The 14,744-nt window shown below is 71.2% G+C and carries 17 protein-coding genes and 1 pseudogene; 12 read left to right on the forward strand and 6 right to left on the reverse strand.

Annotation, left to right across the window (positions count from 1 at the left end):
- Positions 1-15: 15 nt before the first annotated feature.
- The 6 genes and pseudogenes from AC2CJA_RS03770 to AC2CJA_RS03795 all read right to left on the reverse strand — a co-directional run bounded on the left by AC2CJA_RS03770 (position 16) and on the right by AC2CJA_RS03795 (position 5,514).
- Entirely contained in the window at positions 16-678 is a 663-nt protein-coding gene (locus tag AC2CJA_RS03770) for a hypothetical protein (RefSeq protein ID WP_484601205.1), read from the reverse strand.
- 122 nt (positions 679-800) lie between these two features.
- A complete protein-coding gene (locus AC2CJA_RS03775; RefSeq protein ID WP_484601221.1) occupies positions 801-941 on the reverse strand; it encodes a hypothetical protein in 141 nt (46 codons plus the stop codon).
- 49 nt (positions 942-990) lie between these two features.
- A pseudogene (locus AC2CJA_RS03780) lies at positions 991-1,425 on the reverse strand (transposase); the annotation flags it as partial.
- Between the two features lie 70 nt (positions 1,426-1,495).
- A complete protein-coding gene (gene dnaB / locus AC2CJA_RS03785) occupies positions 1,496-2,896 on the reverse strand; it encodes a replicative DNA helicase (protein WP_484601206.1) in 1,401 nt (466 codons plus the stop codon).
- 87 nt (positions 2,897-2,983) lie between these two features.
- Entirely contained in the window at positions 2,984-4,285 is a 1,302-nt protein-coding gene (locus tag AC2CJA_RS03790) for a hypothetical protein (protein WP_484601207.1), read from the reverse strand.
- Positions 4,286-4,755: 470 nt separating this feature from the next.
- The gene (locus tag AC2CJA_RS03795; protein ID WP_484601208.1) at positions 4,756-5,514 is read right to left on the reverse strand and encodes a GntR family transcriptional regulator; all 759 of its coding nucleotides are present in this window, start codon (positions 5,512-5,514) and stop codon (positions 4,756-4,758) included.
- 148 nt (positions 5,515-5,662) lie between these two features.
- On the opposite strand from AC2CJA_RS03795, the gene AC2CJA_RS03800 reads away from it, so the two are divergent.
- The 12 genes from AC2CJA_RS03800 to AC2CJA_RS03855 all read left to right on the forward strand — a co-directional run bounded on the left by AC2CJA_RS03800 (position 5,663) and on the right by AC2CJA_RS03855 (position 14,631).
- Complete coding sequence (locus AC2CJA_RS03800) at positions 5,663-6,133, forward strand: RNA polymerase sigma factor (RefSeq protein WP_484601209.1); 471 nt, start codon at positions 5,663-5,665, stop codon at positions 6,131-6,133.
- 248 nt (positions 6,134-6,381) lie between these two features.
- Entirely contained in the window at positions 6,382-6,891 is a 510-nt protein-coding gene (locus tag AC2CJA_RS03805; protein ID WP_484601210.1) for a hypothetical protein, read from the forward strand.
- Between the two features lie 147 nt (positions 6,892-7,038).
- Positions 7,039-7,338 carry a hypothetical protein gene (locus tag AC2CJA_RS03810; RefSeq protein WP_484601211.1) on the forward strand — a complete coding sequence of 100 codons (300 nt, stop codon included), beginning with the start codon at positions 7,039-7,041 and terminating at the stop codon, positions 7,336-7,338.
- Positions 7,335-7,466, forward strand: coding sequence for a hypothetical protein (locus AC2CJA_RS03815; protein WP_484601212.1), 132 nt, complete (start codon positions 7,335-7,337; stop codon positions 7,464-7,466). Before AC2CJA_RS03810 ends, AC2CJA_RS03815 begins: the two co-directional genes overlap by 4 nt.
- Positions 7,467-7,488: 22 nt before the next feature.
- The gene (locus tag AC2CJA_RS03820) at positions 7,489-7,689 is read left to right on the forward strand and encodes a hypothetical protein (protein ID WP_484601213.1); all 201 of its coding nucleotides are present in this window, start codon (positions 7,489-7,491) and stop codon (positions 7,687-7,689) included.
- Between the two features lie 144 nt (positions 7,690-7,833).
- Positions 7,834-8,709 carry a hypothetical protein gene (locus AC2CJA_RS03825; protein WP_484601214.1) on the forward strand — a complete coding sequence of 292 codons (876 nt, stop codon included), beginning with the start codon at positions 7,834-7,836 and terminating at the stop codon, positions 8,707-8,709.
- An 88-nt stretch (positions 8,710-8,797) separates the two neighbouring features.
- On the forward strand, positions 8,798-8,965 hold the full coding sequence (locus tag AC2CJA_RS03830) for a hypothetical protein (protein ID WP_484601215.1): 168 nt from the start codon (positions 8,798-8,800) through the stop codon (positions 8,963-8,965).
- A 143-nt stretch (positions 8,966-9,108) separates the two neighbouring features.
- Positions 9,109-10,758, forward strand: a complete 1,650-nt coding sequence (locus AC2CJA_RS03835; RefSeq protein ID WP_484601216.1) for a DUF2637 domain-containing protein — start codon at positions 9,109-9,111, stop codon at positions 10,756-10,758.
- Positions 10,759-10,943: 185 nt separating this feature from the next.
- Positions 10,944-11,222 (forward strand): hypothetical protein, encoded by a 279-nt coding sequence (locus tag AC2CJA_RS03840; protein WP_484601217.1) that lies wholly within the window; start codon positions 10,944-10,946, stop codon positions 11,220-11,222.
- Positions 11,222-11,899: a hypothetical protein gene (locus tag AC2CJA_RS03845; RefSeq protein WP_484601218.1), complete on the forward strand. Its 678-nt coding sequence runs from the start codon at positions 11,222-11,224 to the stop codon at positions 11,897-11,899. The genes AC2CJA_RS03840 and AC2CJA_RS03845 overlap by 1 nt, the downstream gene beginning before the upstream one ends.
- The gene (locus AC2CJA_RS03850) at positions 11,899-13,962 is read left to right on the forward strand and encodes a hypothetical protein (RefSeq protein WP_484601219.1); all 2,064 of its coding nucleotides are present in this window, start codon (positions 11,899-11,901) and stop codon (positions 13,960-13,962) included. The genes AC2CJA_RS03845 and AC2CJA_RS03850 overlap by 1 nt, the downstream gene beginning before the upstream one ends.
- Before the next feature lie 153 nt (positions 13,963-14,115).
- Positions 14,116-14,631, forward strand: a complete 516-nt coding sequence (locus AC2CJA_RS03855) for a DUF6197 family protein (protein ID WP_484601220.1) — start codon at positions 14,116-14,118, stop codon at positions 14,629-14,631.
- The last annotated feature ends 113 nt before the right edge of the window (positions 14,632-14,744 follow it).

The following is a 14,744-nucleotide window of genomic DNA, read 5'->3' on the forward strand; positions in this document are numbered from 1 at the left end:
GGGATCGGGGTCAGCTCACTGCTGTGGTGGGCTGCCAAGTCGCCGGAACGGCCGTTGGGCGCCGCGCCGTCGGAGGTTGTCGCTCAGTATCTGCTGGCGGGCCCGCTCGGCATCCGGCATGCCAGGGGCGGGAGCTGTGCGGGGGCGAGCGGGGTGACGTGCGGCGGAACTGCGCAGTTGCCGGCCGCAGTGGTCGGTGGTGCGGACCATGCGGGTGGGAGCCTGCTCGGCCGGCCAGCACAGCAGCAGGTAGTCCTCGACCGGGTCCTCCCGTACGTCCTTGAGGGCGGTGTCGCGGCCGCGGGCGTGGGCGCGCAGCCGGTACCAGCCCGGCCCCGCCTCGGCGAGCTCGGGGAGCTGGAGGTAGGTGTCCGGATAGGTGTCGGGGAAAGGGATCTCGACAGCCAGTCGTCCGGTGGCCGAGTACACGCTGGCCTCGACGATCTCCTCCCAGGGACCGGGATCGAGCTGCCCGGGCGGACCGGACAGGGGGCGGGCCTGGACACGGACGGTTCCGGCGTAGATCCCGGTGTGGATCTTCGCCCCACGCGGCATGACCACAATCAGGCCGTTGGAGTAGTCGGTCTCCTCCGCACCGAATTCGGTGTCAGAGAGACCGGCATCGAGGAGGTAGAACTGCTGGTGGCTGACGTGGACCGCGGTCCAGGAATCCGTCACGAATACCTATCCCTCTTCTCGGTACGGCGGGCATCGCCGTGAGGAACGTTCGCCATCCCGCTCAGCGTTCCCTCTGCTCCTCCCGGGCGGGTTGGCCCCAGCCCGGGAGGCCGTCGCGATGCTCAGCGCTGCGGTGATGTTGCCACCGTGCTCCCTTCGTTCACAACGATGACGCGGAAGGGGTCGTTCTCCAGGACGCGCTCGCGGGTGTAGAGGCCGGCGTTCAGGCCGCCCTGGGCATCCTGTTCTGTGTCGGAGACCATGCAGACGCTGACGCCGGTCGGTCCTGTCTGCCGGGGCAGGTTGAAGGCGGGCCTGCACCTCGCCGGCGGTCAGGTCCTTCGCGGACAAGGAGATGGCGGTCTCGTCCACGCCGGTCAGGCGCTTCTGCCGTTTCTTGACGATCTTCGGCTCGAAGGATCCGTCGCGGTCGCGTGGAACGGATATCTCCACCGGTCCAACGTCGGTCAGCACGGGCTTGGCGCGGGTGCCGTCACGACTGTCGCCGCCGTTCTTCCCGCCCTGGTTGTGCTTGTCATAGCCGAGGTGTTCGGTGATCTCGCTCTCCAGGGCGGACTCCAGCAGCCGCTTCATCAGCTGCTGGAGTCCGCCCTCACCGGTCAGATGCGGGCCCTCGGCCTGGGCCCGGGACACCAGCTCGTCGATCAGCCGATCGTCCACTGCCTTGGCCGAACGCGGCTCACCCGGCTCGACGGTCTCGGGTTCGGTCACGTTCCCACGGGTCATCGGTGCATCTTCCTTGACCGACAATTACACCAAAAGCGTCTTGTAGTCCTGGCCTGAAGCCCATAAGCCGTCAGAAGCCGGACGCGAGGTCCTTGGCACGGGCGTAGTGGCCCTGGAAGGCGACGGTGACGGTGCCCGTGGGCCCCTGCCGGTTCTTGCCGACGATCAGGTCCAGTTCGCCGGCGCGGGGGTCCTCCTTGTCGTAGGCGTCGGGGCGGTGCAGCAGGATCACCGTGTTGGCGTCCGCTTCGATCGAGCCGGATTCCCGCAGATCGGACATCATCGGTGTCTTGTCGGTGCGCTTCTCCACCTCGCGGTTGAGCTGGGCCGCGGCGACGATGACGATCTGGAACTCGGCTGCCAGCTCCTTGAGGCCGCGGGAGATGGCGTCGACCTCGCCGGTGCGGTTCTGCCCGGCCTTCTCGACGGCCTTCATGATCTGGAGGTAGTCCACGCACAGCACTGCGGGGAGCTTACCCAGGCCCTGGAGCCAGCGCAGGCGGGAGCGCAGCTGCATGAGGGTGGCGGCCGGGCCGTCGTCGACGACCAGCGGTGAGGCGCCGATCCGCACAAGGGTCTGCTCGACGTTCTTCCGCTCCTCGCTGCCGAACTCGCGCTTCCTGACCTTCTGAAGGCTGACCTTGGCCTCGGCGGCGATGATCCGCTGCATGAGCTGGGCGTGGCTCATCTCCATGGAGGAGATCATCGCGGTCATGCCGTGCTTGACCGCGACGTGCCGGGCGATGTCCAGCAGGACCACGGACTTGCCGATGGCGGGGCGGGCCGCGACGACGACCAGGTCGCCGGGCTCCATCGGGACGAACTTCCGCAGGTCGCTGTAGGGCAGGGGCAGCGGGTCCTGGGACGGCTCGTCCATGCTGCGCAGGTAGTCCTCGGCCATGTCCTCCAGCCATTTCACACGCTCCTGGCCACCGGTGCCGGCTCCGGTGGTGATGGCGTGCATCTCGGCGGCGGCCCGGTCGTAGATGTCTGCGACCTCGCCCTGGGCGGCGTATCCCATCTGCGTGATGCGGGTGCCCACCTCGATCAGGCGGCGCAGCTTCGCGCGCTCCACGACGATCTGGGCGTAGTACGCGGCGTTGGCGGCCGTGGGCACCATCTGGACCAGGGTGTGGAGATAGCCCGGGCCTCCGACGCGGGTGATGTCTCCGGTCTTGGTCAGCTCGTCGGCCACGGTGATGGGGTCGACGGGCTCCCCGCGCCGGTACATGTCCAGGATCGCGGCGTGAATGATCCCGTGGGCCGGCTTGTAGTGGTCGGCGGGAGTGAGGCCGGTCTCGTTGACCTCGCCGATCGCGTCCTTCGACAGCAGCATGCCGCCCAGCGCGGATCCCTCGGCCGCGACGTCCTGCGGGGGGACCCGGTCGAAGTCCGCCCCTGACTTGTCGTCGAGCAGGGGGGCGTCCTCCGGGCGGCTGCCGGCGGGCTGTGGCTGAGTCGGTACGCTCATGGTGGATCTCCGTTCCGCAGGTGATTCCGGCGGCGGCAGGGGCCTTTCCAGGGGCTCCCCTGCCGCCGTTTGCCGTCGGTGGTCGGGTCAGGCGGGGATGGGCGCCGGGCTGTGGCTGGGGTGGCACTCGCACTTGATCAGCCGGCCGTCGGGCAGCTCCCTGAGCCGCTGGCCGGGCTGTGTCGGCCGGACACCGTCGTTGCACACGCCGCACCACTCGGCCAGTGCGGGGCGCTGGCTGGGCACGCCGGCGGGTCGGACGAACTTCTCCAGGTGTCGCCTCAGGTCGTACCAGGTGGACCTGGATCCCATGTCGGCGGCCGCCGCCACGAGGTACTCGGGATCCACGCTCTCGGCCAGCAGCTCGGCCGCCTGCTCGATCATCCGTTTCCGGGCCAGCGGCGGAACGCCGTGCCCGTGCTCCTGACGCGAGGCGATCCACGCCTCGGCGACCCGCACGTCGTGGTGCTCGCCGCCCCCGCTGGGAGACGGAGCTGCGGAGGCGGAGGGGTCCTCCGGCGCAGCCGTCCTCTCCTCTCTCTCCGTCCCCTCCTCCATCACCGAGGAGGAGGCCGTTGTGACGGACGGGACAGGAGAGGAGAGAGCTTCTTTGAGAGAGCTTCTTAGAGGGGGGTCGTTTTCGCTGGTCAGGGCCGGATCCGTTCCAGGATTCTGGGACAGCGTTCCAGAATCCTGGAATGACGTTCCAGTTTTCTGGAACAGAGGGGTGTCACCGCCCTCGATCTGGGGTTTTCCAGTTTTCTGGAACGCCTCCTCGTCCGTTCCAGTTTTCTGGAACGGGCCTCCGTCGGCGTCGACGAGCCGCACCCGGGCGCTCATGCGGCCGTCCTCGGTCTGCTCGTACTCGGTCAGGTGGGTCGGCGGCTGCGGCGGGTTCTCCCGCCAGTCCGGCCGGTAGGCGTCGAGCTTGTCCCAGGCGTTGCGCCAGCCCGTGTACGAGGTCGGCGGCATCTCCTCCACCGCGAAGCCGCGTGCGATGCCCTTGGCGGCCTTCTCCTTGCCCTTCAGGCCGGAGACACCCTCGACCTCACGGCTGTCCTTCGGGATGACCAGACGGGCCTGCTCCAGCTCCTTCAGCAGCTGGTACATGGTCGAGACCGAGGTGGGCTTGCCCTTGGGGCCGGGCAGCAGCCAGCACAGCTGGTCGATGGTCATACGGCGCAGTCCGCCCCGCGGCCGCCGGGAGGCCTCCGTGACCATCGACCGCAGGATCAGGTACAGCCGCACGGCCGTGTGGGAGAGTCCCGGCATGAGGACGAGGTAGTCACGGATCTGTGAGTACGACCAGTAGTCGGTGATGCTGCCGGAGAACTCGACCAGCTGGTCGGCGCCCTCCTGGTCCGGCAGCTCGCTTGCGCTCCTCGTCACCGGGCCACCCGCCTCGTGAGAGCGCGGCTGGCGGGAGCGCCGGCAAGGGGGCGGAGAGTCGGGGAGATGAGAGTCGTGCCGTGAAGGTCACGAACCTCTGGTGTCGCGTGCATGGGTTCCCTGCGGGGTCAGGGAGCCGGGAAGCGCGCATTGATCGGCAAAACGGGGCGTATGGCTGGCCATGCTGTGCACAGCCAGCGCACCCGCTTATGCTGGGTAGAGGTGACCACGTGGGCCCTTGGGGCTCAGGTCCCCAGCGCGGTCACCGCGCTGCACTTCACGACTCCGGTGTGGTAGCTGCTGAGTCGTACTGGTGAAGCGGCCGTTCCTGTTGTGGCGACAGGGGCGGCCATCACCGTTTCTGGCCCTTTGATCCTAGGCCGTGTTCGGGGTGCTGTGTCCTGTACTGCTGCGGTGTGGCACGAGGGGCGTCACTTCGGTGTGAGGATGCCGGTTCGGCTCGGCGCCGCTCATATGGCCTCCTTGAGCGGCAGGTCCGCGTAGACCAGGCGAAGCCGGTCGGCCGGCCCCACTGTTCGTAGTACCTCGATCGGGGAGCCCGAGGTGTCGCGGGTGACCCGCTCGACGGTGAGGACGGGAATCCTTCCCCCGATGCGGAGATCGCTCGCTTCCCCGGGGGTGGGCACCCGCGAGGCCACTTCCTCGGTGGCGGTCGACGGTGTGATTCCGGCTGCCGCCAGGGCGCGGAAGACACCGCCCCTGACCTTCTCCGTGCCCGAGATGCCCGCCGCCTCCGCGATGGCGGCCGGGTACCAGGCGTCCTGGACCTGCACGACGTCGTCGGGGCGGATCACGGCGTGGCGGCGACGGTGGACCAGCTCGGCCTCCGGTGGAAGCTCCAGCAGGCGGGCGAGGTCCTCGGTCGCGGCCGTACGGGCGACCGAGACGAGTCGCATGTGGCCGTCCAGGCCCTGCTCGGCGCAGGCCGTTTCCCAGGGCCCTCGGTCGCCGCCGGGGGTCATGGCACGGCCGTAGCGGCTCAGGGGGATCTGCACAGGGGAGCGATGCCGCACCACTGTCCCGCCCCGGCGCAGCGTGACGACGAGTCCTTCGTCGGCCAGGAGGCCGACGGCGTCGCGGACGGTCTGCCTTGCGAGACCGTGTTCCCTCATCAGGTCGGTGATGCGCGGGAGTGTGTCGCCGACGGGGATCTCCCCTTCGTTGATGCGCCGCCGCAGTTCTTCGGCTAGCTCGCGGTAACCACGCACGGAACCTCCTCTCATCGCCTTAAGGCTAGCCCATTGACGAATCGCGGGACAGCCTTCATTCTAATAAGGGCTAGCCCTTACTTCTGGTGGTGGGGCTGCGCCTCTAGGTACCGCCATGCCAAAAATCCCTGACATCGGAGGAAGCGACATGAACGCCCTGGGCCTGATCCGGCACTCCGCCTCTGCCTCGTGCACCCGGATGGAGCTGCTGGCGGACGCATACGAGCGGTACAACAGCCGGCTGCTGGGCTACATCAGCGACCGCGTCCCGGCCCACGACTGGCACCGCGCGGAGGACCTGGCACAGGACACCTGGCTGTACGTCCTCTCCCGTGCCGACCTCACCGTCGACGGCGTCGAGGCGGACTCCGGTCTGCCGGTCCGGCTGGCCGCCACCGCGCGAACGATGATCCGCAGCCACCTGGCGCCCGCCGTCCCGGACCCCGGCACCAACTGGGCCACACTCACCCAGACGCTCGGACACGCCGCCGACTGGCCCGCCCACTGGCACGAGGTGCTGGCCGACGAGGGGCAGGCCGCGCTCCTGCGCGTCGCGGCCGAGGAACTGGCCGAGGACGACGAGAACGCCCTCGCGGCTCCGGGAACGCTCGCGGCCTGAGCTCTCGCGGGTCCTGACGAACCCGGACCCCGCCCGGACCCGCCTTGGGCGGAACCGGACTCCACGATCTTGCCCCCCACAACCGCATAGCCGGCTCCGGCCGAGGTCGACGCACCACGAGGTCCCTCCGAAGAGCCGAAGCACCACCACTGCCGGCGGCGTTGCGCTGCCCAGCCAGCACAGTCGCCCCGCCCTTCGACGCCTGTGCCGCTCGGGGAACGCAACCACTCCATTCCCGGAGGCACGCCATGCAGAAGTTCGGCAGGAACACCCTCAGGAAGAGCAACGGCCGCCCCGGCATCAAGGCCAGCGCGGTACTCCCCCACCGAATCGCCATCCACCCGGGGCAGCCGGTCACGATCCTCTGCTCCGACTGCTCGACCTGGCGACGGGTCGAGCGGAAGCTGATCCGCCCCCACCGCCTGACCGACCGAGGCCACGGGGAGCGAGACGAGCGGTGCCCCGGCAGCAACCAGTTGGTCGACGTCGATCTCACCTCCGAGCAGTGGGAGGAGCGGCTCAGGGAGTTCGACGCCACTGCCGGCTTCCGGCGCCCGACGCGGGTGACCAGGAAGCCGGGACGGAAGGCCCCGCCGGCCGTGACCCAGATGCAGAGCCACACCGCCCACCTGGTCCGCGAGCTCGCGGACCACCGGAGCGGATGCGCCAGGTGCCGTCGCATGAACCTGGTGTGCCGCTCCGCGGACCGCCTGCGCCGAGAGATCCACCAGGTCAGGAAGGCGCTCATCAGCCGCTGACCTGCTCCCCCTGCCGTCCCCGGCCTGGCCACGGACCGGAGGCGACAGGGGGGCGGCAGGAAGCCGTCCTGCTCCACCAACCACGAGCGCCGCCCAGGAGGTAGGAGTCCTGGGCGGCGCGATACAGGCCCTGAACTGGAGGAACCTGTGAGCACCATCCTGGCACACCGTCCCCGCCCGCAGGCGGGCGTCATCGAGGACATCGAGCGCGAGGACGACCGCCGCGGCTACGAGCGCGACGAGACCGACAACCACCACCGCCTGGGCGCCGAGCTGCTGCACCGGGTCCGCACGGCCGACGCCCGCATCCCCGCCGAGCGGCGCGTACCGCGCACCGTCGCCCAGATGCGCGCCCGTCTCGCCGCGGCCGCCGACGACGCGTGCCCGCTGTGCGGCTGGTGGCGGTGCCGCTGCGCCGACCAGACCGCGCCGGGGGCCGCCCGATGAGTACTCCGACCACCGCGCCCATCCGCTGCACCTCCTGCGACGGCACCGGGCAGGGCGAACTGGTCATCACCGGTGAGGGGCAGTACCGCGCCCCGTGCACCTCCTGCGACGGCACCGGCCAGCACTGATCCCGACCCCGACCCGCACCCCTTGACCGACACCTCAGGCATAGCCACCGCCCGCGCCGCACAGCAACACGCGGCGCGGGCGGCCTTCCGCTACGGCATACGGCACCCGGTGACCCGCGCCTTCCTGGCGGCCGCTGCCACGGCGGCCGCCGCCGCGTACGCCGCGGGCCACCGGGTGCACGACCTCCACCCACCGCCCCAACCACTGAGCAGAGCCGACTGACGCGCGTCCTCTGCCTCCTCGCCATCGCTGCGCAGGCCGTGCTCGGGACCTGGCCGCCAACGAGTGCCGCCCCCCGCGCAAGCCCTGCGCCGGTGAACCCGCCTGACCGAGTACCACCCACTCAGCGAAGAGAGAGAAGGGTCGATGCGAGCCCAGACCAAGGCCACCGCGAAGCTCACCGCACTGAACGCCACCCAGAACGCGGCGACGGTCGCCACTGTCGGCGCCACCGGCGTCCTGTTCTACAACGACGGCTTCAACCTGCTGATCGGCACCGATCCCACGCCGACGAAGGTCGTCGCCTCCGCCGCGATCCTCGCCGCCGGCTGCGGCGCGGTCGTCTCCGACACCCTCAACACGCTGCTGGCCGACACCCGCGCCCGGTGGTGCCGGCAGGCCGACGCCCCCGAGGAGTCCCGCACCGGTCTGCGTCCGGTCCTGCCCGGTTACACCGTTACCTGGCCCACCCGCCCCTACGGGTTTCGCACCGTCAAGCTGTGGGCCCACTCCCCGGAGGCAGCGGTCGCCAAGGCCACGTCGGGGCGGCGGCTGGAGTGGCTGAACCGCACCACCGCCCACGGCTACGAGGTCGCGTTCGACCTGATGCCGGAAGTGTGGAAGGTCGGTCCGCGCCGGGCGGTGCGGGTGGCCGGTCCCGCCTACAGCGAGACCGTGGACCCCGAGCAGACGGCCGCCGACCACGCGGCGGTGTGGCAGCTCGCCGACCGGGGGTGCGGCCCCGACCACATCGCGGTGTCCCTGGCGATGCCGCTGGAGCAGGTGCGCGGTCACCTGTGGACCGTGCCGGTCGACGGCTGGTGCCCGCGGTGGACGGCCCGGCAGCTCATCGCGCTGCACACCCGCAACGCGGAGTTGGCCGACGGCCCGGACGCCACCCGGGTGGTGGCCGAGGAGACGGAGCTGGCGCGGCAGGCCGCCGACGGAACGCATCCCCTGATCGGCCACATCCGGCCGGAGACCGCGCCGGTCGCGGACTGGCCCGACACCGCCGTGGCCTGACCGGTTGCCTCCCCCGCCCGTCTCGTGCGGGCGGGGTCGCAGGGAGCCGGGACAGACCCGGACCACCACCGAGACGAGGAGACACCCGATGAGCCGCTTCATCGCCGACAAGACCGCCGAGGCCCGCGCCGCCCTCCAGGCCGGCGACGGCCACCGTGCCGCCGAGGTCATCACCGAGGCCGTCCTGGAGTCCGGCCAGTCCTTCGAGGACACCGTCCGCGAGATGACCGTCGCCGACCGCCGCCAGCAGGACTGACCGGCTGCCCGCGTCGCCCCGGCCTCCGTGGCCGGGGCGGCAAGGGGAGCTGGGACAAGCCGCTTCGAGCCCACCGGCCACCACTTCGAGACCACACCACCCTGCTTCGAGCACACCCGCACCGACTCCACCGGGAGACCCTGATGACGCTGACCACGCTGCCGCTCACCGCGGCGCCGGCGGCGCCCGCTACGGACACACCGCCCGCCGTTCCGGACGCACCGGACACCACTACGAGCACACCGTCCGCCGCTTCGAGTCCGCACACCAGAACTTCGGAGCCGCGCCCCGCCGCTTCGAGCGCACCCGCCCGCCGCTCCGAGCGCACCGCCCGCGCGGTCGCCATCCTCGCCGTCTTCGGCGGCGCGATCCTCGCCGGCATCGGCTTCGCCGGGTCCTACTCCGCGCTCAGGCAGCTCGGCTTCGAGCACGGCCTGGGCGACTTCGCGGCCGTCTTCCCCATCGGCCTGGACGCCGGGATCGTCGTCCTCCTGGCCCTGGACCTGCTGCTGATCCGCTACGGCATCCGGCTGCCGATCCTGCGGCTGATCGCCCATGGCTTCACCGCGGCGACGATCGTGTTCAACGCCAACGCCGGCGACAAGACGCCGCTTCAGGACCCCATCGGCGCCGCCATGCACGGCGTGATCCCGGTGATGTTCATCGCCGCGGTGGAGGCCGCCCGCAAGCTGGTCATCCGCGCGATCGACCTTGACACCGGGCGAAAGTCAAATGTCGGAATACCGCTGTTCCGGTGGGTGCTGTCCCCGTCCCGCACCTGGAGTATGTGGCGGAGCCTGAAGCTGTGGGGCCTGTCCTCCTACGACGAGGTCGTCGCCCGTGAACAGGAGCTTTCCGGCTACCGGGTGCTGCTGGAGCGCAAGTACGGCAAGGTCCGCAAGGCCCCGTCGGACGAGCGGCTGCCCCTGACAATGGCCCGCTACGGCCTGACTGTCAGGGAGGCCCTGGAGCTGCCGGAGAAGCAGGCGAGGCTGGACCGGGAGCGCCGTGAGGCCGAGGCCGAGCGGCTGCTGGAGGAGGAGCGGGCCGAGCAGGAGCGGTCCGCCGAGCGGAAGAAGATGCGGCTGCGGGCCGCTGGGAGCGTGCAGACCACCGAGGCGAAGGTCAACGCGCAGACGGCCGCAGCGGAGCGTCTGGCAGCCCTGGAGGCCGAGGCGCTGGACTCCGCCGTCCTGGCCGAGGCCCGCGCCCGCCAGACCGCCGCCGAGGCCCGCGAGGCCGAAGAGAGGGCCCGCCGGAAGGCCGCCGAGCGGCAGGCCGCGGAGGAGGAGCTGCGGGCGGCCAAGCTCCGCAGCGAGGCGGCCGAGAAGGACAGGGCGGCCGAGCTGGAGGCCCGCGCGGTGGAGACGCAGCGCGCGGCCGAAGCCCGCCGGGCCGCAGCCGAAGCGGACCGGCGTGCCCGCGAAGACGAGCGGCGTGCGGCCGAGGAGAGGGCTCGCGTGGCCAGAGCCGAGGCACACAAGGAGGCCGACCGGCGGGCCGCAGCCGAAGCGAAGGCCGCCGCTGCCAAAGCCGAGCAGGCCGCGGTCGAAGCGAGGGCCCGCGCGCTCAAAGCCGAGCGGGCCGTGGTCGAAGCCGAGGACACGCTCAGGCTCTCGCCCCGGGAGCGGGCCGTCCGGAAGGTCGCCCGGCTGGTACTCACCGAGGCCGCCGGCCAGGTCGAGCGGCTGCCGCTGGACCGCGTGGCCGAAGCGACCGGGGTGTCCACCGGAACCGCGTCGCAGTACCGCACCGAGGCCGCCGAGCTGATCGCGGGCGGTTACCGGCTCTGACACCTGGGCGGCACGCCCCTGAAGGAAGCAGGGACGTGCCGCCCGATGACCGTAACGCCCGGCAGGGGCGACCCGCGCCGGGCCGTCCCTGCCGCGTGTCTGGCGCTGCTGCTGCCGTCCCCGGCCCGGCCGGGTGCGGCTGTGGAACCTCCAGGCCCCTGACCGCCACCACCAGGAAGAACACCGTGCTGGACTCCGCCCGCATATCCCTTGCCGACCGGGCCGTCACCGCCGCCGCCCGGCTGGCCCGCGCCACCAACGCCGTGGCCCACGCCGTGGCCGCCCTGCCGAGCTGGCGGCTCACCGATCTGTACGCCGCCCTGTGGGCGTACCGCTTCGCCGCCGCGCACGACCTGATCGACCAAGCCGCCGAGCTGGGTGGCGACGACATCCGTGTCGTGGCCGCCCGGACCTGGCCCTGGTTCGGCGCCGACTACGTCTACGAGACCGAGGAGAACCACTGATGGCCACCCCGACCAACGGCAACGCCCCCTACAACTGGGCCGACGACGAGACCTCCGGTCTGCGGGGGCAGCAGCCGGGCACGCCGCCCCCGCCCCGTCAGGAGCCGGGCCCGTCCCGCTCCGGACGGTTCGCGGGCGCGGCGGGCGCGGCGGCCGGCGGGTTCGCCGGAGGGATGGGCAGCACGTTCGTCCCGCCGATCAACGTCAACGTCGGCAACGGTGGCGGCCGGGGCGGCAACAACGGCGGTGATGGTGGGGGCGCCGCCTCCGCGTCCGCGCCGTCCGGTGGCGGCCACCACCAGGGCGACCGGCTCATCGCCGCCGTCGAGCGGATCGAGTTCACCAGCGAGAAGGACATCTACGCCCTGGCCAAGGCCATCAACCACCTCGGCCGGGAGCTGCACCTGATCCTCGGCATGCGCGCCGAGGAGCTGAACGGGGTCCTGTCCCAGTACCGCGGCAAGTGGTACCACTTCGGCGCCGCGTCCCGGGTCAAGGCACGTCTGGTCTCCGCCCACCTGAAGGTCTCCGCCGAGGCGGCCAAGGCCATCGGGGTCGGCGCTCTGAAGATGTCCCACTCCTTCAACCGCCACTTCATCCAGCCGGAGCAGGAGGCCAAGGCCAAGGCCGGCGGCAAGAAGCCCACCCGCAAGACCTTCACGATCGGAGACGTGTGATGACCAGGAAGAGCGCGAAGCTGTCCAAGGTGGACGCGCCGGCCAATCTCCCGGTCGTCAACACCTCCCGTGGCCTGGTCTCCGGCGCCGTCGACCACCTCGCCGCCCGCGCCCTGCCCTACCTCGCCCCCTGGGCCGGTGCCGCCGTTCTGCCGCCCGCGCTCGGCGGCGCCGCCCACGCCATGTGGAACGACTCAGTGCTGGAGGCGGGCCTGGCGTGCGGGGCGATGGGCCTGGCCGGAGTCGCCCTGTCGGCGGTGACATGGAAGACCGCCTCCGGCACCAACGGCTTCCGCAAGTTCCGCCGCGCCCAGGCCACCACCTCGGTGGCGGCCGGGATGGGCTGGCTGACCTGCGCGACTGCCGCCGGGCCGCTCGCCCCCGGCGTGCTCGACACCTGGCTGTTCGGCGGTGCGCTGTTCGCCGCGTCGTGGAACATCCGGCAGGTACTCCGCAGCGCCGTGGACGAGACCGAGCCGGTGGAGGAGAAGGGCGGCATGAGCAAGCTGGCCGAGGCCGTCGGCCTGGAGAAGTTCCAGCTTCGGCGGGTGGAGAACACCGGGAAGGGGGTGGTGACCGCCGACCTGGCCGTGCCCGCGAGCAAGACGGTGGAGGACGCGCAGGCCGCCGCCCCGCGCATCGCCGCGGCGCTGAACCTGCCACCGAACGGAGTGACCATCACCCGAAACGGCGAGGACGCGGGCCTGGCCCACGCCCAGTTCCGCGTCGCCGACCTGCTCAAGGACGGGGTGCGGTACGAGATGCCGCGCGAGTACGGGCTGCTGCCGACCGAGCCGATCCCGGTCGGGCTGTACGCCGACGGCGACGAGGTGCTGATCAACCCGTTCGCGCAGGACATCCTCCAGCACCTGATGGTCATGGGCGTCACCGGAGCCGGAAAGTCCGAGTTCGCCCGCACCGTGCTGTCCCACCTGATGACCCGCTCGAAGCTGAGCATCTGGCTGGTCGATCTGGCCAAAGGACGGCAGACGGTGGGGCACATCGCCTCCGGCCTGGACTGGTTCGTGCAGGACCCGCGGGAGGCGAAGCTGCTGGTGCGCTGCCTGCCGGCCGTGATCTCGGCCCGCGGCAGCGCGCTGGCCGACGAGGGCCTGGACCAGTGGACCCCGAAATCGAAGCTCAACGCGATGGTCGTCTGGCTGGAGGAGGCCGCCGACGTCGCCGACTTCGAGGAGCTGGAGAAGATCGCCCGCGCCGCGCGGTCGGTGGGCATCTGGCTGGTGGTCTCCCTCCAGCGCGCCACCTGGACGAACCTCTCCACCGACGTGCGCGCCAACCTCCAGGCCAGCGCCTGCTTCGGCGTGGACGACGCAGGGGATGCCGGCTTCTGCCTGCCCGACAAGGTCACCGAGGCCGGGGCCATTCCGGACTGGGGCTCTGACCGGCCCGGATACGCCTACGCCACCGGCATGGGCATCCCCGCCGGGAAGTGGACCACCGAGTGGCGCGGCGCCTACACCGGTGAGATCAAGGATCTGCTGGCCGCGGTCGTCGAGAAAGCCGCTGCCTACCGCGATCCGCTGGACGAGGTGTCCGCCCGCGCCGCCGGAGCGGCCTACGCCCAGCGCACCCACCAGGGCAGCAACCGCACCACCCCCGGCGCCGTGCCGCTGGCGGCCATGCCCGACCGGCCCACCGCAACTGACCACACCGACCAGGAGGAAGCCGTGGCCGAGGAGATCCGCGAGGTGTACGCCGAGGTCATGGGGATGATCCCGGAACCGCCGGAGGGCGAGGACTACGACGTCCGCATCGAGGACGACGTGCCGGAGCAGGAGTTGGAGGAGCCGATGGCACTCGCCCAGCGCGAGCGGAAGTCGACGGAGGAGGCCCGCGCCATCCTCTACGGCGAGATCGACGGCTGGTGCCGCACCGGCCGGCTGACCTTCCAGCCCGCCGACCTGATCCCCGCCACCACGGCCGCCGGCCGCAAGCGGCCCTGGCTCCAGCTTGAGCTGAAGAAGCTGGTGGAGCGGGGGGCCATCACCCGCGACGGGCACGGCGAGTACACCATCGTGCAGTCCCCCCTCGTGCCCGCCTGACCGGCACGCTCCGTAACCGTGTGACTGTCACCCGCCCGCCCTGACGTTGACTGTCACGGCGGGCGGGGGCCTATAGGGGTGTCACGTGACATCGGCCCGACATCGGCCCTGACACCCCCCGGTGACAGTTACGGACCCTGCTCCGACTTCCCCGTGACAACCACGCACAGTGAGGGGTGCGCCGTGGACGGCACCATCACCCGCGCCCAGGCCACCGCGCCGGACGCTCCACCGCAACCGCTCGACCTCGACCAGCGCCTGGCTCTCGCCGTACTCGCCGTGGACGCCCGGATCGCCACCACTGCGCTGGACCTGGACGACGTCATCACCGGCCCCGTGGCCCTCCCGGCCGCGCCGGTCCGCCCCTACCCGACGCCCGCGGCCGCGCTTCTGCAGAGAGCCGCGCAGCAGCTCGCCTCTGGCGGCTGGTGCCGGGGCGCCACCGTGGACGAGGACGGTGCCCGCTGCCTCTACGGTGCCGTCCGCGCCGCCGACCCCGGTGGCGCGCACACCGACACGGCGATGGTCGTGCTGCTGGACGCGATCCGCCGCCGCTTCCCCACTGCGGAGACCGTGCCCTCGGCCAACGACGAACTGCTGCCCAACGGGTGGGCGGCAGCGCGGATCCTGGGAGAGGCCGCCGACCTCGCCGACGCCCGCGGCCTGTGACTTTAGCCTCGGGCTTTCATGAGGTGGGCTGTCCGACAGGCGGTCAGGAAAACAGAGAGTGCCTCTGACCAGCGAGAATGAGGATTGTCGAGGTCCTTGTTCCTGCCACCGTC

Source organism: Streptomyces sp. ATLC9 (assembly GCF_057196705.1).